Annotated in this window: 10 protein-coding genes; 4 read left to right on the top strand and 6 right to left on the bottom strand. The window is 48.3% G+C overall.

Translation table 11 applies throughout. From position 1 onward, the window contains the following. Positions 1-50: 50 nt before the first annotated feature. Positions 51-1,916: a glycoside hydrolase family 9 protein gene (locus tag CRO08_RS13810; RefSeq protein ID WP_176495163.1), complete on the bottom strand. Its 1,866-nt coding sequence runs from the start codon at positions 1,914-1,916 to the stop codon at positions 51-53. Positions 1,917-2,181: 265 nt separating this feature from the next. Between CRO08_RS13810 and CRO08_RS13805 the strand changes: the two genes are divergently transcribed. Further along, positions 2,182-3,228 carry a hypothetical protein gene (locus CRO08_RS13805; protein WP_097036671.1) on the top strand — a complete coding sequence of 349 codons (1,047 nt, stop codon included), beginning with the start codon at positions 2,182-2,184 and terminating at the stop codon, positions 3,226-3,228. 101 nt (positions 3,229-3,329) lie between these two features. Here CRO08_RS13805 and CRO08_RS17440 read toward each other — a convergent pair whose 3' ends face one another. Then, on the bottom strand, positions 3,330-3,458 hold the full coding sequence (locus CRO08_RS17440; RefSeq protein WP_255252395.1) for a hypothetical protein: 129 nt from the start codon (positions 3,456-3,458) through the stop codon (positions 3,330-3,332). 206 nt (positions 3,459-3,664) lie between these two features. Here CRO08_RS17440 and CRO08_RS13800 point away from each other — a divergent pair, with 206 nt between their 5' ends. Further along, the gene (locus CRO08_RS13800) at positions 3,665-4,630 is read left to right on the top strand and encodes an IS110 family transposase (RefSeq protein WP_097036669.1); all 966 of its coding nucleotides are present in this window, start codon (positions 3,665-3,667) and stop codon (positions 4,628-4,630) included. 136 nt (positions 4,631-4,766) lie between these two features. Beyond that, the gene (gene thrS / locus CRO08_RS13795; protein WP_097036670.1) at positions 4,767-6,704 is read left to right on the top strand and encodes a threonine--tRNA ligase; all 1,938 of its coding nucleotides are present in this window, start codon (positions 4,767-4,769) and stop codon (positions 6,702-6,704) included. 141 nt (positions 6,705-6,845) lie between these two features. On the opposite strand, the gene CRO08_RS13790 is transcribed toward thrS, so the two are convergent. Continuing rightward, positions 6,846-7,811: an IS110 family transposase gene (locus CRO08_RS13790; protein ID WP_097036669.1), complete on the bottom strand. Its 966-nt coding sequence runs from the start codon at positions 7,809-7,811 to the stop codon at positions 6,846-6,848. 834 nt (positions 7,812-8,645) lie between these two features. Between CRO08_RS13790 and CRO08_RS13785 the strand changes: the two genes are divergently transcribed. Then, positions 8,646-9,944, top strand: a complete 1,299-nt coding sequence (locus CRO08_RS13785; protein WP_097036668.1) for an ATP-binding protein — start codon at positions 8,646-8,648, stop codon at positions 9,942-9,944. Between the two features lie 61 nt (positions 9,945-10,005). Here CRO08_RS13785 and CRO08_RS13780 read toward each other — a convergent pair whose 3' ends face one another. The 3 genes from CRO08_RS13780 to CRO08_RS13770 form a co-directional block, all read right to left on the bottom strand. Next, positions 10,006-12,210 (bottom strand): DEAD/DEAH box helicase, encoded by a 2,205-nt coding sequence (locus tag CRO08_RS13780; protein WP_097036667.1) that lies wholly within the window; start codon positions 12,208-12,210, stop codon positions 10,006-10,008. Between the two features lie 8 nt (positions 12,211-12,218). Then, positions 12,219-13,874: a site-specific DNA-methyltransferase gene (locus tag CRO08_RS13775; protein ID WP_097036666.1), complete on the bottom strand. Its 1,656-nt coding sequence runs from the start codon at positions 13,872-13,874 to the stop codon at positions 12,219-12,221. 363 nt (positions 13,875-14,237) lie between these two features. Beyond that, positions 14,238-14,582 carry an addiction module antidote protein gene (locus CRO08_RS13770; protein WP_097036665.1) on the bottom strand — a complete coding sequence of 115 codons (345 nt, stop codon included), beginning with the start codon at positions 14,580-14,582 and terminating at the stop codon, positions 14,238-14,240. Positions 14,583-14,601 lie beyond the last annotated feature (19 nt).

Genomic DNA, 14,601 nt, shown 5'->3' with positions numbered 1-14,601 from the left:
AAAAGCGACCCTTTCGGGCCGCTTTTTTTTTTGGAGGAGGTTATGAAAACTTACTTGAGGTTCTTGCCGCGCAGGTTGAAGTAGCGGACGGTGCCGTCGCGGAGAGTCCTTTCGACCTGGACAACGCCGTTCTTGAACACGAGGCGGCTACCTTCTGCCTGCTTGCTGAAGTTCGTCTTGGCCAGCGGAATCTTGTCCACTTCGTATGCCTTCGGGGTGTCAGAGCCGATTTCGTAGACCTTGCCCGTGGCGGTAATCGCCTGGAGCGAACCGGCCAGGTAGGCAAACGGAGCGTTCCAGTTGATGGCGACTTCGTTGGTGGCGTAGCTGCAGGAATTGTCATAGTAGGACTTTGCCGGGGCATCCTTGTCGATGAGCTTCTTGGCGCAGTCGTCGGCAGAGGAGTTCGGGCCACCCACAAGCATTCCCGGCACGGGAGCTTCAACCGTGTCGCCCTGGCTCGGACGGTGGTGAGGCTTCATGACCTGGTTCACTCCCCAGCCCGTAAGGTAAGAAAGGTCGAGCGGGTTGCGTCCCAGGAGGTAGTCGAGGATTCCCTGTGCTGCATCGAGGTACTTCTGTTCCTTGGTCAGGATGTAGGCGTGAATGAGCACCATGCCCTTGTTCGCGACGACGCTGTTGGAACCCCAATAGAAGTCGCTGTTGTCGATGGCGAGACCGTAACCGTTGTTCAACTGCTCAATATAGCTGTCGGCCAGCGTGAAGATGAGAATCTTTGCGGAATCCACATCGGCTTCGTCGAAGATCTGCGGGTTGGTGGCGATAGTGAAGGCAGCGAGTGCGTAAACCGTCTGCCAGCCCTGAAGCTTGCGGCGCGGCTTGGTGAGCAGGTACTTGTGCATGTCTTCGAGGAATTCCGGCTTCGGGGAAATGCGGTAGAGTTCCGCCGCACCCCAGATCTGTTCGTCAACTGCGTTGCCGTCGGTGTAGGAACCCGTGCCCACGTCGCTGGGCTGGGTAAAGAAGGCAAACGGGTTCTGGCGGGCCCACCAGCGGGCATCTGCGGCGGCCTTTGCGCACTTTTCTGCAAACTCGGGGTCAAAGGGCTTGTAGATGTCGGCTGCGAGAGCGGTAACACCCACGAAGTCCCAGGTGGCGGTCACGCTCTTGCCGATGGCATAGCGCTGCTTGGTGGACTTTTCGGGGAGCACCATGCCTGCAAACTGCTTGGTGGTAAGCTTGTGGAACACGCCGCCATCGTCATCCTGCATGGTGAGCATCCATTCGATGTTCCAGCGGATTTCATCGAGCAGGTCGGGCACGTTGTTCTTGCTTTCGGGAATGTTCAGGTTGAGCGTGTCGAAATAGGCCTTGTTCTGCTGGTAGAGCTGCAGAAGGGTGTAGGTCGAAATGCCCGAGTTCACGACGTACTTGCCGTAGTCGCCCGCATCGTACCAGCCCTTCGCTCCGTTGAATGTGCCGGTGAGGTCTTCCTTGCCGGTGGATTCGTGGTACATGACCGCGGTATCCGGGGTGCCCATGGCACGTGCGTACTTGCCCGCGTATTCCTCTTCGAGTGCGGTGGAAGAACGCTGGAAGTAGAAGAACTTGATGGAAGCCTTCGTCACGTCTTCGAGCGCGTTGTCGGCAATCACGATGGGGTGGCCCACGGCCTCGTCGCCCACGTATGCCTGGTAGGTGCCCGGCGTCTTGAGTTCGGAAAAGTCCACGAGCGATGCTTCCTCGTTGGCGGGCTTCCACATGGAGGCTTCCGGAGCCTTCACCGTGAGGGCCGTATTGCCGTCCTTGTCCTTGAATACGACATCCTTGCCGGCGGCATCGACCACTGCAATCTGCTTTAGACCGTTGGTCATGAATCCGACCTGGTTCTGGTATGCCGTTGCGGCAAAAATCGCGGGTGCCGCGACAGCCGAAATGAGGAGAATCTTTTTCATGTTCATTGGAACCTTCCCTTTGTTTGTATAGAAATTTAAATTGCGAAACGCCTGCGGGGTATATCCGGCGGTTACAAAAGTGTTTTCTCTTGAAAACAAGGGCCTATTTTGTTTACGGGCGTGTCCGATAAAGCCCAAAAATTACAAAGGTTTACCCAAAAAGCCCTTATTTTGCCTGCAAAAGATGTATATTGTCCCATAGGCAAAATGTGCGGAATATGTAGTACCGCCAAATAGGAATGCTAAAATAGAAAGGAAAACGGAAATGGCTGCAGAATCAAAGATACTGGAACGTGCCGAAATGTACTTGCGTAAACTCGCCTGCGGGGTGAACCCGCTCACCGAGGAAACCCTGCCCGAAAATGATACTTGCCGGCAGGAACGAATCAGCAAGTGTCTCCTGTACGTTGCGGATTACCTGCAGCAGATAGTTTGTCCTAAACCGAAGGCCGCGAAGGCGGAAAAGCCCCTGACGCCCAAGCGCAAGCGGGAACAGGCGAACCAGGAACTGGCCCTAACGGAAGAGACTCTTGCGAAGTTTGAATTCTCGGAAGAACCGCTCTCGCTTTCGGGCATCGTGCGCCGGGTAAACGCGCTCATTCCCGAGGGTAGCGGCATGATGCCCCTCATGTATGCCGACGTGGCCGAAGTGCTAACGCAGGAAGGCTACCTCCAGAAGCAGGAGGGCGTCGCCGGCAAGGAAACCAACCTTCCGACCCCGCAGGGCGAGGAGAAGGGCTTTGTGCGGGCCGAGGCCGACATCCGCGGGCATTTCTCGATTTACACCAAGTGCAATATGGATGCACAGAAGTTCGTGATTGAAAATATCCAGAAGGCGGTGGCGCAGGCGAATGCACGCCTGGCAAGGCGCAATGCGGAACGTGCTGCCCGCGAGGCTTCGGGCATTGCGAATGCGACCGACGGTCGCAACGAATTTGCGGGGGCACGTGCAGAGCGCGCGGGCAAGGAAAAGTTCCACCTGACGGAAGCACAAATCGGGAACTTCGCCGTCGATGAATCGCCCCTGCCCGTAAGTGAAATCGCGCGTCGCCTGAATGCACTGCTCCCCGAGGGTGCGAACATCGAACAGCTGTACTTCAAGAAGATTCGCGACTGGTTCGTGGCGCAAGGCCTGCTCGAAGAACGCAGGAGCGTCGTGGGGAAGGTCTCCTTCTCGCCTACGGAACAGGGCCTTGCCGCGGGGATTCTCGTGGATAAGCGCATTGGCAAGAACGGCGAGGAATACGAGGCAGTGCTCTACAATGCGGCTGCCCAGAAGCTCGTGCTCGACCACGTGAACGAACTGGCTTAGATTTTTATTGATATGAAAAAAACGCAGACTCGGTTGAGTCTGCGTTTTAATTTTACCGTATGTCACCCTGGAGGAAGCCCGCAGGGCGACGATAGGGTCTATTACCGCACGACCTTGCGGTCGTCAGCGGTCATTTCCAAGAACTGGGCAACGGTCATCTGACCCTTGGGGACTCCTTCGGAGTCCTTCCCGCTCGCCTCGGTCCTATATTTAAAAAGGACGAAAATCACTCCTTCATTAGTCTATTTTTAGAAATGGGTAGGAGATGGGCAACCCGCCGGCTCGGTAGCGCTAGACGCAGTGCATGACATTGGGACCCATCTCCCTCAACCCAGGACCCCGAACAAGTATGCTGGCAAAACGCAGATGCCGAATACCTTTGGACAATGGGGCGTGGGGTGATTACCCGTTAACAATATAGCAAAGGAATCTTAAAATGGAAACATGGGTCGGCATTGACATCTCCAAGGACACTTTCGACGCAGCCTGGATTATGGACGGCAAGAAGATTCATCTGAAGCTGGAAAATAGTTCCAACGGTTTCAAACGTCTTCTGAACGAAGTGCCGGCTGAGTCCCGTTTTGCGATGGAAGCTACAGGAGAATATCACCTGAACTGTGCCAGATACCTATCCAGCCGCGGAAATCCGGTTGCTGTCTTGAACCCATTTGCCGTGAAAATGCATATGCAAAGCGACCTCAGGCGTTGCAAGAACGACAGGGCCGACGCCTATTCGATAGCGAAATTCGCAGCGGAAAAGAATACCGATTGCTGGACATGCCCGACAGACGACGAAATAAGGCTCAAGCATCTTGATGCCGTTATAGACAACTTGCAGAAACAGATCCGTCAAAGCAAGAACATACTGCATTCGCTAACCCAGGTCAATTTACGAGACGACCAGGCCGTTTCCATCATCAAGAAAACAATATCCAGTCTGGAAGCCCTCATGGAAAAAGCCAGGAACAGGCAACTTGAAATGGTCGAGACCGGCAAGAAAGAAGAAATCGCCTTGGCATGCTCCATTCCCGGGATCGGTCTGGAAACATCGCTGAAGTTTTTCACACACGTTGGGAACATCGAAAGGTTTGGCAGTTCCAGAAGCCTGATTTCCTGGATAGGCCTGACTCCACGGAATGCACAATCAGGGACAAGCATCCATAAAAACGGAAGTATTTCGAGAATGGGCTGCACAAGGCTGCGAGGGCAATTCTATATGTGTGCAGTCGTCGCGATAAAATACAATCCTGATTGCAGGTCATTCTATACACGATTGAAGGAATCGGGCAAGCCTAGCAAAGTAGCCTTGATTGCAGTGGCGAACAAGCTGCTTCGACAACTTTATGCAGTCCTTACGAAAAAAGAGGCCTATGTACCAAATTTTTGTACAAAAGCCTCTTGACATTTAATACAGTATGTCATGTCAAACCAAGCAAGCTTGTTTGCCGCGACGCTCGCCTTTAGCTATCTTTGCGCGCACCGCCAGATGTCGTATTTCTGGGGAACCGGGCGAGAACCGCCCACAAAAAGGATTACTTATGTCTCAAATCGAACTCACCTTCCCCGATGGCTCCGTACGTTCCGTAGCATCGGGCACCACCGGCCTCGAAATTGCGAAGGGCATTTCCGAAGGTCTTGCACGCAAGGCGCTTGGCGTTAAGCTCGGTGACAAGGTCCTCGACCTCACGCGCCCGCTCACCGAGAGCGGCACTATCAAGATTATCACGCCGAGCAACGACGACCCGGATGCACTGATGCTCCTGCGTCACAGCTGCAGCCACGTGCTCGCCGAAGCCATCTGCGACCTGTTCCCGGGCACCAAGCTCGCCTACGGTCCGGCTATCGAAAAGGGTTTCTACTACGATTTGATGACACCGACCCCGATCCAGCAGTCGGATTTCGAGCGCATCGAAAAGCGCATGAAGGAAATCATCAAGGAAGACCGTCCGTTTACCCGTTGCGAAGTCAGCGCCGCCGACGGACTGAAGCGCACCGAAGGCGACAAATACAAGACGGACAACGCTGAACGCGCTCTCGCCCGCGAAGGTAGCGACGGAACGCTCAGCTTCTACGTGACTGGCGAACCGGGCAAGAACTTTGAAGACCTCTGCGCCGGCCCTCACGTGCCGAGTACTGGCAAGCTCAAGAATTTCAAGGTGCTCTCTATGTCGGGCGCTTACTGGCACGGTGACCAGAACAGCGACCAGCTGACCCGCGTGTACGGTACCTGCTTCGCTGACAAGGAAGGTCTTGAAACTTATTTGAAGTTCCTGGAAGAGGCCGAAAAGCGCGACCACCGCAAGATCGGCAAGGAAATGGACCTCTACCACATCGAAGACCATTCTCCGGGCATGGTGTTCTGGCATCCGAAGGGCACCAAGATGGTGAACGCCCTGAAGGACTACATCCGCGGAAAGATTGACCGTCGCGGCTACCTTGAAGTGATTACGCCGGAAATCGTGAACAAGACTTTGTGGATCAAGTCCGGCCACGCCGACAAGTACAACGAGAACATGTTCAAGACGCTCGCTGGCGACGTGGAAATGGCCGTGAAGCCGATGAACTGCCCCTGCCACATCCAGATTTTCAACACGGGTCTCCGTAGCTGGCGCGACCTGCCGATGCGCCTTGCCGAATTCGGTAAGTGCCACCGTTATGAACCTGCCGGTACCATGCACGGCCTGATGCGCGTGCGCGGCTTTGTGCAGGACGACGCCCACATCTTCTGTACCGAAGACCAGATTGCAAGCGAAGTGGCCGACTTCTGCGCCCTCGTGAAGGAAATCTACCACGACTTCGGTTTCGACGATATCGTGGTGAAGTTCTCCACCCGCCCGGAAAAACGCGTGGGTTCCGACGAAATCTGGGACAAGGCTGAAGCCGCCCTCGCCGAAGCCACGAAGCTCGCTGGCCTCGACTACATCCTGAACCCGGGCGAAGGCGCCTTCTACGGCCCGAAGCTCGAATTCACGCTGAAGGACAGCCTCGGTCGTGACTGGCAGTGCGGTACCATCCAGGTGGACTTCAACTTGCCTATGCGCCTCGGTGCCGAGTATGTCGGCAAGGACAACCAGAAGCACGTGCCGGTGATGCTGCACCGTGCCGCCGTGGGTTCCATCGAACGCTTCCTCGGCATTTTGATTGAAGAATTCATGGGCGATTTCCCGCTGTGGCTCGCTCCGGTGCAGGCCCGCGTGCTCCCGATTTCCGAGAAGTTCGTGGACTACGCGAAGCAGGTCGAGAAGGAACTTGTGAACGCCGGCGTCCGCGTCGAAGTCGACGAATCCAATGAGAAGCTCGGCTACAAGATCCGCCAGTGCGAATTGCAGAAGGTGCCGTACCTCCTCATCGTGGGAGAGAAGGAAGTCGCCGATGGTGTTGTCTCTGTCCGCCGCCGTAAAGAAGGGGACAAGGGCAACATGACTGTCCAGGCCTTCCTCGACATGACCGCCGAAGACAGAAAAGTCGTTCGCTAATCAATAGACGAATACAATTCAGACGTAGGCTTTCTTTGAGCCTACGTTTTTTTGTGCGTAAGCGTAAGGAAGGCGATTACCGCCCAAGCCGAGTGTCGCGACGGGGTGCTTGCACACCGGCATGACATACTGTATTAAATGTCAAGAGGCTTTTGTACAAAAATTTGGTACATAGGCCTCTTTTTTCGTAAGGACTGCATAAAGTTGTCGAAGCAGCTTGTTCGCCACTGCAATCAAGGCTACTTTGCTAGGCTTGCCCGATTCCTTCAATCGTGTATAGAATGACCTGCAATCAGGATTGTATTTTATCGCGACGACTGCACACATATAGAATTGCCCTCGCAGCCTTGTGCAGCCCATTCTCGAAATACTTCCGTTTTTATGGATGCTTGTCCCTGATTGTGCATTCCGTGGAGTCAGGCCTATCCAGGAAATCAGGCTTCTGGAACTGCCAAACCTTTCGATGTTCCCAACGTGTGTGAAAAACTTCAGCGATGTTTCCAGACCGATCCCGGGAATGGAGCATGCCAAGGCGATTTCTTCTTTCTTGCCGGTCTCGACCATTTCAAGTTGCCTGTTCCTGGCTTTTTCCATGAGGGCTTCCAGACTGGATATTGTTTTCTTGATGATGGAAACGGCCTGGTCGTCTCGTAAATTGACCTGGGTTAGCGAATGCAGTATGTTCTTGCTTTGACGGATCTGTTTCTGCAAGTTGTCTATAACGGCATCAAGATGCTTGAGCCTTATTTCGTCGTCTGTCGGGCATGTCCAGCAATCGGTATTCTTTTCCGCTGCGAATTTCGCTATCGAATAGGCGTCGGCCCTGTCGTTCTTGCAACGCCTGAGGTCGCTTTGCATATGCATTTTCACGGCAAATGGGTTCAAGACAGCAACCGGATTTCCGCGGCTGGATAGGTATCTGGCACAGTTCAGGTGATATTCTCCTGTAGCTTCCATCGCAAAACGGGACTCAGCCGGCACTTCGTTCAGAAGACGTTTGAAACCGTTGGAACTATTTTCCAGCTTCAGATGAATCTTCTTGCCGTCCATAATCCAGGCTGCGTCGAAAGTGTCCTTGGAGATGTCAATGCCGACCCATGTTTCCATTTTAAGATTCCTTTGCTATATTGTTAACGGGTAATCACCCCACGCCCCATTGTCCAAAGGTATTCGGCATCTGCGTTTTGCCAGCATACTTGTTCGGGGTCCTGGGTTGAGGGAGATGGGTCCCAATGTCATGCACTGCGTCTAGCGCTACCGAGCCGGCGGGTTGCCCATCTCCTACCCATTTCTAAAAATAGACTAATGAAGGAGTGATTTTCGTCCTTTTTAAATATAGGACCGAGCCGTGCTAAATGCACGCGAAGCGTGCCAAGATAGCTTTTAGACGACAAATGCGTAGGCCGAGTGTCGCGGCCAAGCTTGCTTGGGCATGACCGAGGCCAGCATTTGGTAAATGAGCGAAGCGAATTTACAAAGACGAAAGAATGGTAGTGAAAAACGACTAAAAAGCGTCATTCTGAGCGAAAGCGAAGAATCTAGCACTGATAATACAAAGGGGGAAGAATCCCCCTCGCTTCAACCCCATGTCATCCCCGCGAAGGCGGGGATCTCCCTGTGTTTTCCGCTACTCCTTCGCCTAGGGGCCCGGCCCCTAAAACCCCCGATAAAACTCTACACCCTATATCGCGCCCTTTTCTCGGCGACGCAAAGTTCTTTTTGTTTGGTACGTTTCCCGAATTCAACCCCAAATTGTTCGGCTCGGGCATACCAGTTTGGGTTAAAATAGAATGGGACTATCGTAGCAATGTTAAAAAAATTAAAGAAAAACTGCAAAATATGCAAAAAAAATCTCTAAAATCGTCCATTTAGGCTGTATTTTTATATATTAGGAATGAAAATTGATAAAATATGCAAAAATAATTCCTAAAAGAGGGCGAAATGTACAAAAGACAGGCCTATCTGGACAAATTGGTGCATTCCATCGGGAATGGCTTTATCAAGGTGGTTACCGGAATCCGTCGTTCCGGCAAGTCCTTTTTGTTGAACACCCTCTTTTACGACTACCTGAAATACAATGTAACGGATGACGAGCATATAATCCGGTTCGCTTTCGATTCCGCCGAGGACCTTGAACGAATCGGCGAAAATCCGATTGAACTGCAATTGAAGAAAAGGCAGGTGGATCCGACAAAGTTTATGGACTATCTGAAAACGTGCATCAAGGAAGGCGAACGGTATTTCTTGCTGCTGGACGAAATCCAGGAGCTGGGTGCGTTTGAGTCTGTCTTGAATTCATATCTTCGGAAACCAGAATTTGAAATTTTTGTAACGGGAAGTAACGCGAAGTTCTTGTCGAAGGATTTGATTACGGAGTTTGCAGGCCGGAGTGACCAGATTCATTTGTTGCCGCTTTCTTTCAGCGAGTTCATGGAAAATTTTTCTGGGGACAAGTACCAGGGCTTTGCGGAGTATCTGCTTTACGGAGGCTTGCCGCTAGTGGCGCAGGAGCGCGATGCCGAAAAGAAACGCCGCATCCTGTCGAGTCTTTTTGACGAAGTCTATATTCGCGATGTCGTCAAGCGGAATAAAATCAGGAACGAAAACGATTTAAGGGACTTGATTGATGTCTTGTCTTCGTCGGTGGGTTCGCTGTCGAGCGCAGAAAAGATAACGAACACGTTCCATAGCGAAAAAAAATCCAAGATAACCCGCAATACCGTAGCGAAATTTATCGATTATCTGGAAGATGCTTTCCTGATAAGTTCGGCTTCGCGCTATGACATCAAGGGCAAACGGTATATCGGAGCACCGAAGAAGTTCTACTTTGCGGATTTGGGTCTGCGAAATGCGCGACTCAATTTTAGGCAGTTCGAGGAAACGCACTTGATGGAGAACGCCATATACAATGAACTGCTATATCGCGGTTTTAACGTGGATGTCGGCGTGGTGGAGCTTTCGCAAAAGAACGAGAGCGGTTCTGTTTCCCGCAAGAATCTTGAAATAGATTTTGTCTGTAATCTAGGGCCGGAACGTTACTACATTCAGTCGGCATTTTCATTGCCCGACAACGAAAAGAGGACCCAGGAAATTAGGCCCTTCAAGACGGTTCGGGATTCGTTCAAGAAAATTGTCGTCACAAAGGATTTTGTGCCGGCCTTCTATGACGAAAATGGAATTTTAACCATGAACGTCATTGATTTCTTGATGGAGCCGAATAGTTTGATTTCTTTGGGGTGACGCAATTGCGCCCCTTTCGAGCGGGGGCTCAGGTGCCGCCCCCGCATCGCTTGGGCTTGCTTTATGCAAGAACATCTTCCAGCAATAACCAATTATTATCACTCAGGTCATCGGAATATTGTTCTGTGCAAATGCAAAGCTCATTTTCGTCTTTCTTTTCGCGGACGAATCCTCCCTTAAGATTGTGTTTTTGCAGATAGGCTTTCAACGCTACAAATTTCTTAGGGGAGTATTTGTCAATATCTTCGGTGTTCCCCGACTTGCTTTCGCCACCCTTGGTTTCCAAAATCCATATTTCGTCATTCTTGTCACAGACTATGTAGTCGGGGAAGAAGGATTTCAATTTTCCAAAGTTGTCCTCATATACGATGGAAAAATATTCTTGACCCTTGTCTCCATTTTTATAGTACCACTTGACAAATTTGCTCTTTTCTAGGAATTTTTCAAATTTCTTTTCAGGATCTGAACGCGGTTCCGCAGATGATAAATATCCCTCATAAACATTTTTTGAAATAATCTGTTGTGATTTTGCATTGCCGTTGTACGTGAACAATGTTTCTTGTGGAATGTGAAAATCGTACAATCTAATTTTATCAGGATTGGGTAGCTGTTGCTGTCCTAAATTTTCGGACATCGATGTTGCGATATCCAGTTTCAGGCGATTTGCATTATTGATTACAAATGCATAAAGCAGCCTTATTTCGAGGTCAAGAATTCTTTTAGAAAAAGAACTTTCTTTACTAAATAACCTTCTCACAATAAGATTCATTTGGTCGTATGATAATCCAATCTTTAAACCGATATCGGCAAGCTCATGATGAAAATCACGACCATGAATATGCGTGTTTAGGGGTGTTTTGAAAGAGGCGTCATTCAGATTTTCGAAGTCTTTTTGCTGTAAATGAGCGACTTCTCCAGTGACGGTGTGCTTTACAATGTCAGAGTCAAAGACGTACCCGTAAGCCTGTAACAACTTCTGATTTTCTTTAGACGACTTACCTGTGTTGTATTTTTTCTTGAAGTATGTTGCAATCGCGTCAAGTGAGGCTTGACCATCACGAGGTGTATATTCCAGATCCGCTTTGTATTCGCCTTTTAAACTGAAAGTTTTGAATTCCTTCTTGACAAACAGTTTTACTGCATTAAGCGCACTTTTTCCAAGAGACTGTTGAACACCCTCTGTGAATTTTTCATCAAAGGTATATAGGTAACAATTATCCAAAAGGTTGTTTTCGTAATGCATCGTTTCTGGCATTCTGCGAATTCTTCCGATGGTTTGTATTTCGAAGGTTTCGCTCATATTGTCACGAAGTTTTACAAGAATGTGTGCTCTTGGACAATCCCACCCAGTTGCAATGGCCTGTTTAATGATGACCGCAATGGGTTTGGCGTTTAGATTTTCAATGCCGTCAAGATTTTCTTTTTTGTTGCTTAACCATACAGCGAGCGAACCATCTTCATATGAAATTTCTTTGCTCTCAAAGTAGCGTTCAACCCTATCTAATAGGACTTCGTTTTTGTTCGGTAACTGAACAACGATTAACGGGTTGATGAATGTCTTTATCTCTGCAAACGCCGCCGCAATCGCCTGTTGTTTTTCAAGAGCCTTGTCAAGTAAAAACTCTATTTCGTCTTTAACGGTTGTTTTTTGCGGAAAGTCTTCGTTCACAACAAGTAACTTCTTGATGAGACCTTCGGCTATGACATCTTCTTCGTTGACATCGATTAATTTCGCTGTCGCATTTGAGAAATTTTTGGGAGTTGCTGACGCTCTAATGATTTTGTCCGCATGAAACAGGTCAACAACTTCTTTTGCTTTGATGCTGTCATTCTGGTGACTTTCGTCTACGATAATTACAAAATGAAGGCCATTCTCAATTGCCGTTTCCACATGTTCCTTGAAATTTTTCCTCTCGCCATCTTTCATGGCGTTGTTGGTCTTGTTGGTGAGCATTTCCCAGTTAATAAAGCAACAGTCATTTTCTTCGTAACCCGATGTCATCACATCGCCAATAAGCTTTGTGCTGGAATTCGGAAAATATTGATCCATTTTTCGCTTGCTCTGTTCCTCAAGATTCCCTTTTCCGGGTGTAAACCAAACGAAAACCGTTTTGGGAAAACTCTTGCAATAATCGTCCATAAAATAGGTAAGCATTAATGTCTTACCGCTACCGGTAGGACTTTTTAGGACGATCTCTTTTTTAGAATTGTTCATTGCCTCTTTAATGGCAAGGACTGTATTGAATTGAAAATTCTTGAGTTCCATAAAACCTCCTACTTGGCGAGTTCCTGATAGTAGTAGTCAGGAATGACGTTAATCTTGATGTTATGCTTCTTCAAGAATGCTGTCTGAGCATTTGAAAGGAGAACATTGTGTCCACGGTAGATTTTCTTGACATCAATAATTTTTTTCTTCTTGTTGTCCTCTACGAATTTTTCCATCTCGGCGTCAGTCAAGACAATGGCAATTTCGCCGTTGTTGCTAAAATTAATACCGTTTTCAAGTTCTACAAGTTCGCGGATATGTAGCAGAAGTTCATCGGCATACTCGTAGTAGAGTTTGTCACTGATAGGAACATAATCTACGCGGAAGTATTTGAGTGACCCAGGAATACCATCTGAATACTTAGTTTTGTCTTTGCGCTTTCCTGTGATTACAGTCTTGATTCGTTGGTAAGTAATATCGCGACAAATGTTATTTTCATTATTTGTGCAAACGATAAACTTTCGTCTTCCGCCATAATCAACGTTTGTTTCTAGAACAGACTGAGCTGTCGTTCCACTTCCTACAAAAAAATCAAGTATTGTAGATTCTTCACTTGAAGCCTGAAAAATCAACTCTTCAATCATCTGAGTCGGTTTAACGGTTTCAAACTCATGATCTTTTTTGTTTAATATTTTCCCAAGTTCTTTTTTTGCTGATTCTGCGGTTCCATACTGTTCTGCGGAGAAATATGCCCAAAAAGGCTTTATACTATCGCAAGATTCATCGTCCGGCCTTACTTTTCTATACACCTTCCCGTTCTTCTTAAAAACATCATTTCTTTCAATTAATTCAAGAATCGTATCCTTCCCAAGCTTCCACTGATTTCCCTCATTCGGAGAAACTCCAAGAATTGGGAAAATCATACTCGCTCTTCCACGAACTCCACCTTTACCCATTTGTCCAATTTCCTCTATCCTGAAAATTCCTACATCATCTTTTTCAGGATACTCTTTTTGACCAATTACATGACAATTGAATTCAATTCTTTTATTTGTATTCTTATAAACCAAGATGTATTCTATTTTGGGTTGCAACATCTTTTTTGCGGTTTTTGTATTTTGACACTTTGTTCTTTTTTCCCATCCTATTGTTGTTAAAAAATGTGATTCAGAAAAAATGTCATCGCACACAAGTCTCATTGTACTTTGTTCTTTATCATCAATTGAGATAAACATTATTCCATTAGGAGAAAGAAGTTTTTTTGCTATTGTAATTCTTTCGCTAATAAATGAAGCGTATTTGCTATGCTTAAAAGCATCTGTATCATCTACAATATGATCGTTGTAAATAAAACTTTCACCCGTATTATACGGAGGATCAATGTAGATAACATCAATTTTCCCTTTGTGAGTTTTCTCTAGGAGTTTTAGAGCGGCAAGATTGTCTCCCTCAATCAAGAAATTCTGTTCGCCGCCGTTATCAATAGCAAGTTTCTTTTCTTCAACCAATACGGGAATGTGCGTATCAAGTTTTTCATCGATGGCTTCGCGGTGTTCCTCGAATACAAGACCGTATTTTTTGCCTTTGATGTCCTTTGTGATTTCATTCAGATATTGCAGGAGATTGCGGGTATTTTTGTTCGCTTTGGAAGTCGCAATAAATTCGCGAATTTTGGAAATCTTTTCTAGCAGCTCGTCGCGGTGCTGTTTCGAAACGTTAGCCATGTCATCTCCTTATCAAAAGTGTCTGTTCGACACTTTTTCAAAAGACCTTGATGACACCAAACAAAAAAAGGCGTGAGTCGTAAGGCCTACTGTTGCGGTGGTAACGACCAAGAAACCATAACACTCAATAAGCACAAACAACTCACGCCCCGATTGGGACGTGAGTGTTCGTCTTATTCTTGAGTGTTGAAATTTTTGGTCGTTTTTCCGCAACAAGAATAAGAGTCGAAACTCAAAAACCGGTCGCTCCGCACCATTCGGTACGGGGCTATGTATCGTGTAATATAGATTATTCTGAGAGAATGGAGATGCCGAGTCAAGCTCGGCATGACAATTTAAGGGGCGAGGTCGTTCGAAATTGCCCTACACCCTATACCGCGCTCTTTTCTCTGCAACGCAAAGTTCCGTTTGTTTACGGCGTTTCTTGAATTTCACTTTAGGAACGAGAGTCATCTGGATTCCCATGGCGTTCAGCACCTTGAAAATGGTTTCGAAACGCGGATGAGCTTTTTCGTCTAGAGCCTTATAAAGACTTTCACGGCCGAGTCCGGTCTTTTCGGCAATCTGCGACATTCCCTTGCTTCTGGCGATGTGCCCGATTGCACGGAGAAACAGCGCGGGATCATCTGATTCGCTGACTAAGTTCAAATATTCGGCGACGATTTCTTCGCTGTCGAGGTATTCGGCAATGTCTAAGCGCTTGTGCATACACATCAATGTATCTAAT

Source organism: Fibrobacter sp. UWT3, from assembly GCF_900230125.1.
In the GTDB taxonomy this organism is placed as follows: domain Bacteria; phylum Fibrobacterota; class Fibrobacteria; order Fibrobacterales; family Fibrobacteraceae; genus Fibrobacter.
The sequence above is the reverse complement of the archived record's forward strand: the minus strand, read 5'-3'. Positions and strand labels throughout refer to the sequence as shown.

Excerpts from the sequence above, each read along its gene's own strand:
- CRO08_RS13810 (WP_176495163.1), bottom strand. The coding sequence starts at position 1,916 with ATGAAAAAGATTCTCCTCATTTCGGCTGTCGCGGCACCCGCGATTTTT.
- CRO08_RS13805 (WP_097036671.1), top strand. The coding sequence starts at position 2,182 with ATGGCTGCAGAATCAAAGATACTGGAACGTGCCGAAATGTACTTGCGT.
- CRO08_RS13800 (WP_097036669.1), top strand. The coding sequence starts at position 3,665 with ATGGAAACATGGGTCGGCATTGACATCTCCAAGGACACTTTCGACGCA.
- thrS (WP_097036670.1), top strand. The coding sequence starts at position 4,767 with ATGTCTCAAATCGAACTCACCTTCCCCGATGGCTCCGTACGTTCCGTA.
- CRO08_RS13790 (WP_097036669.1), bottom strand. The coding sequence starts at position 7,811 with ATGGAAACATGGGTCGGCATTGACATCTCCAAGGACACTTTCGACGCA.
- CRO08_RS13785 (WP_097036668.1), top strand. The coding sequence starts at position 8,646 with ATGTACAAAAGACAGGCCTATCTGGACAAATTGGTGCATTCCATCGGG.
- CRO08_RS13780 (WP_097036667.1), bottom strand. The coding sequence starts at position 12,210 with ATGGAACTCAAGAATTTTCAATTCAATACAGTCCTTGCCATTAAAGAG.
- CRO08_RS13775 (WP_097036666.1), bottom strand. The coding sequence starts at position 13,874 with ATGGCTAACGTTTCGAAACAGCACCGCGACGAGCTGCTAGAAAAGATT.
- CRO08_RS13770 (WP_097036665.1), bottom strand. The coding sequence starts at position 14,582 with ATGCACAAGCGCTTAGACATTGCCGAATACCTCGACAGCGAAGAAATC.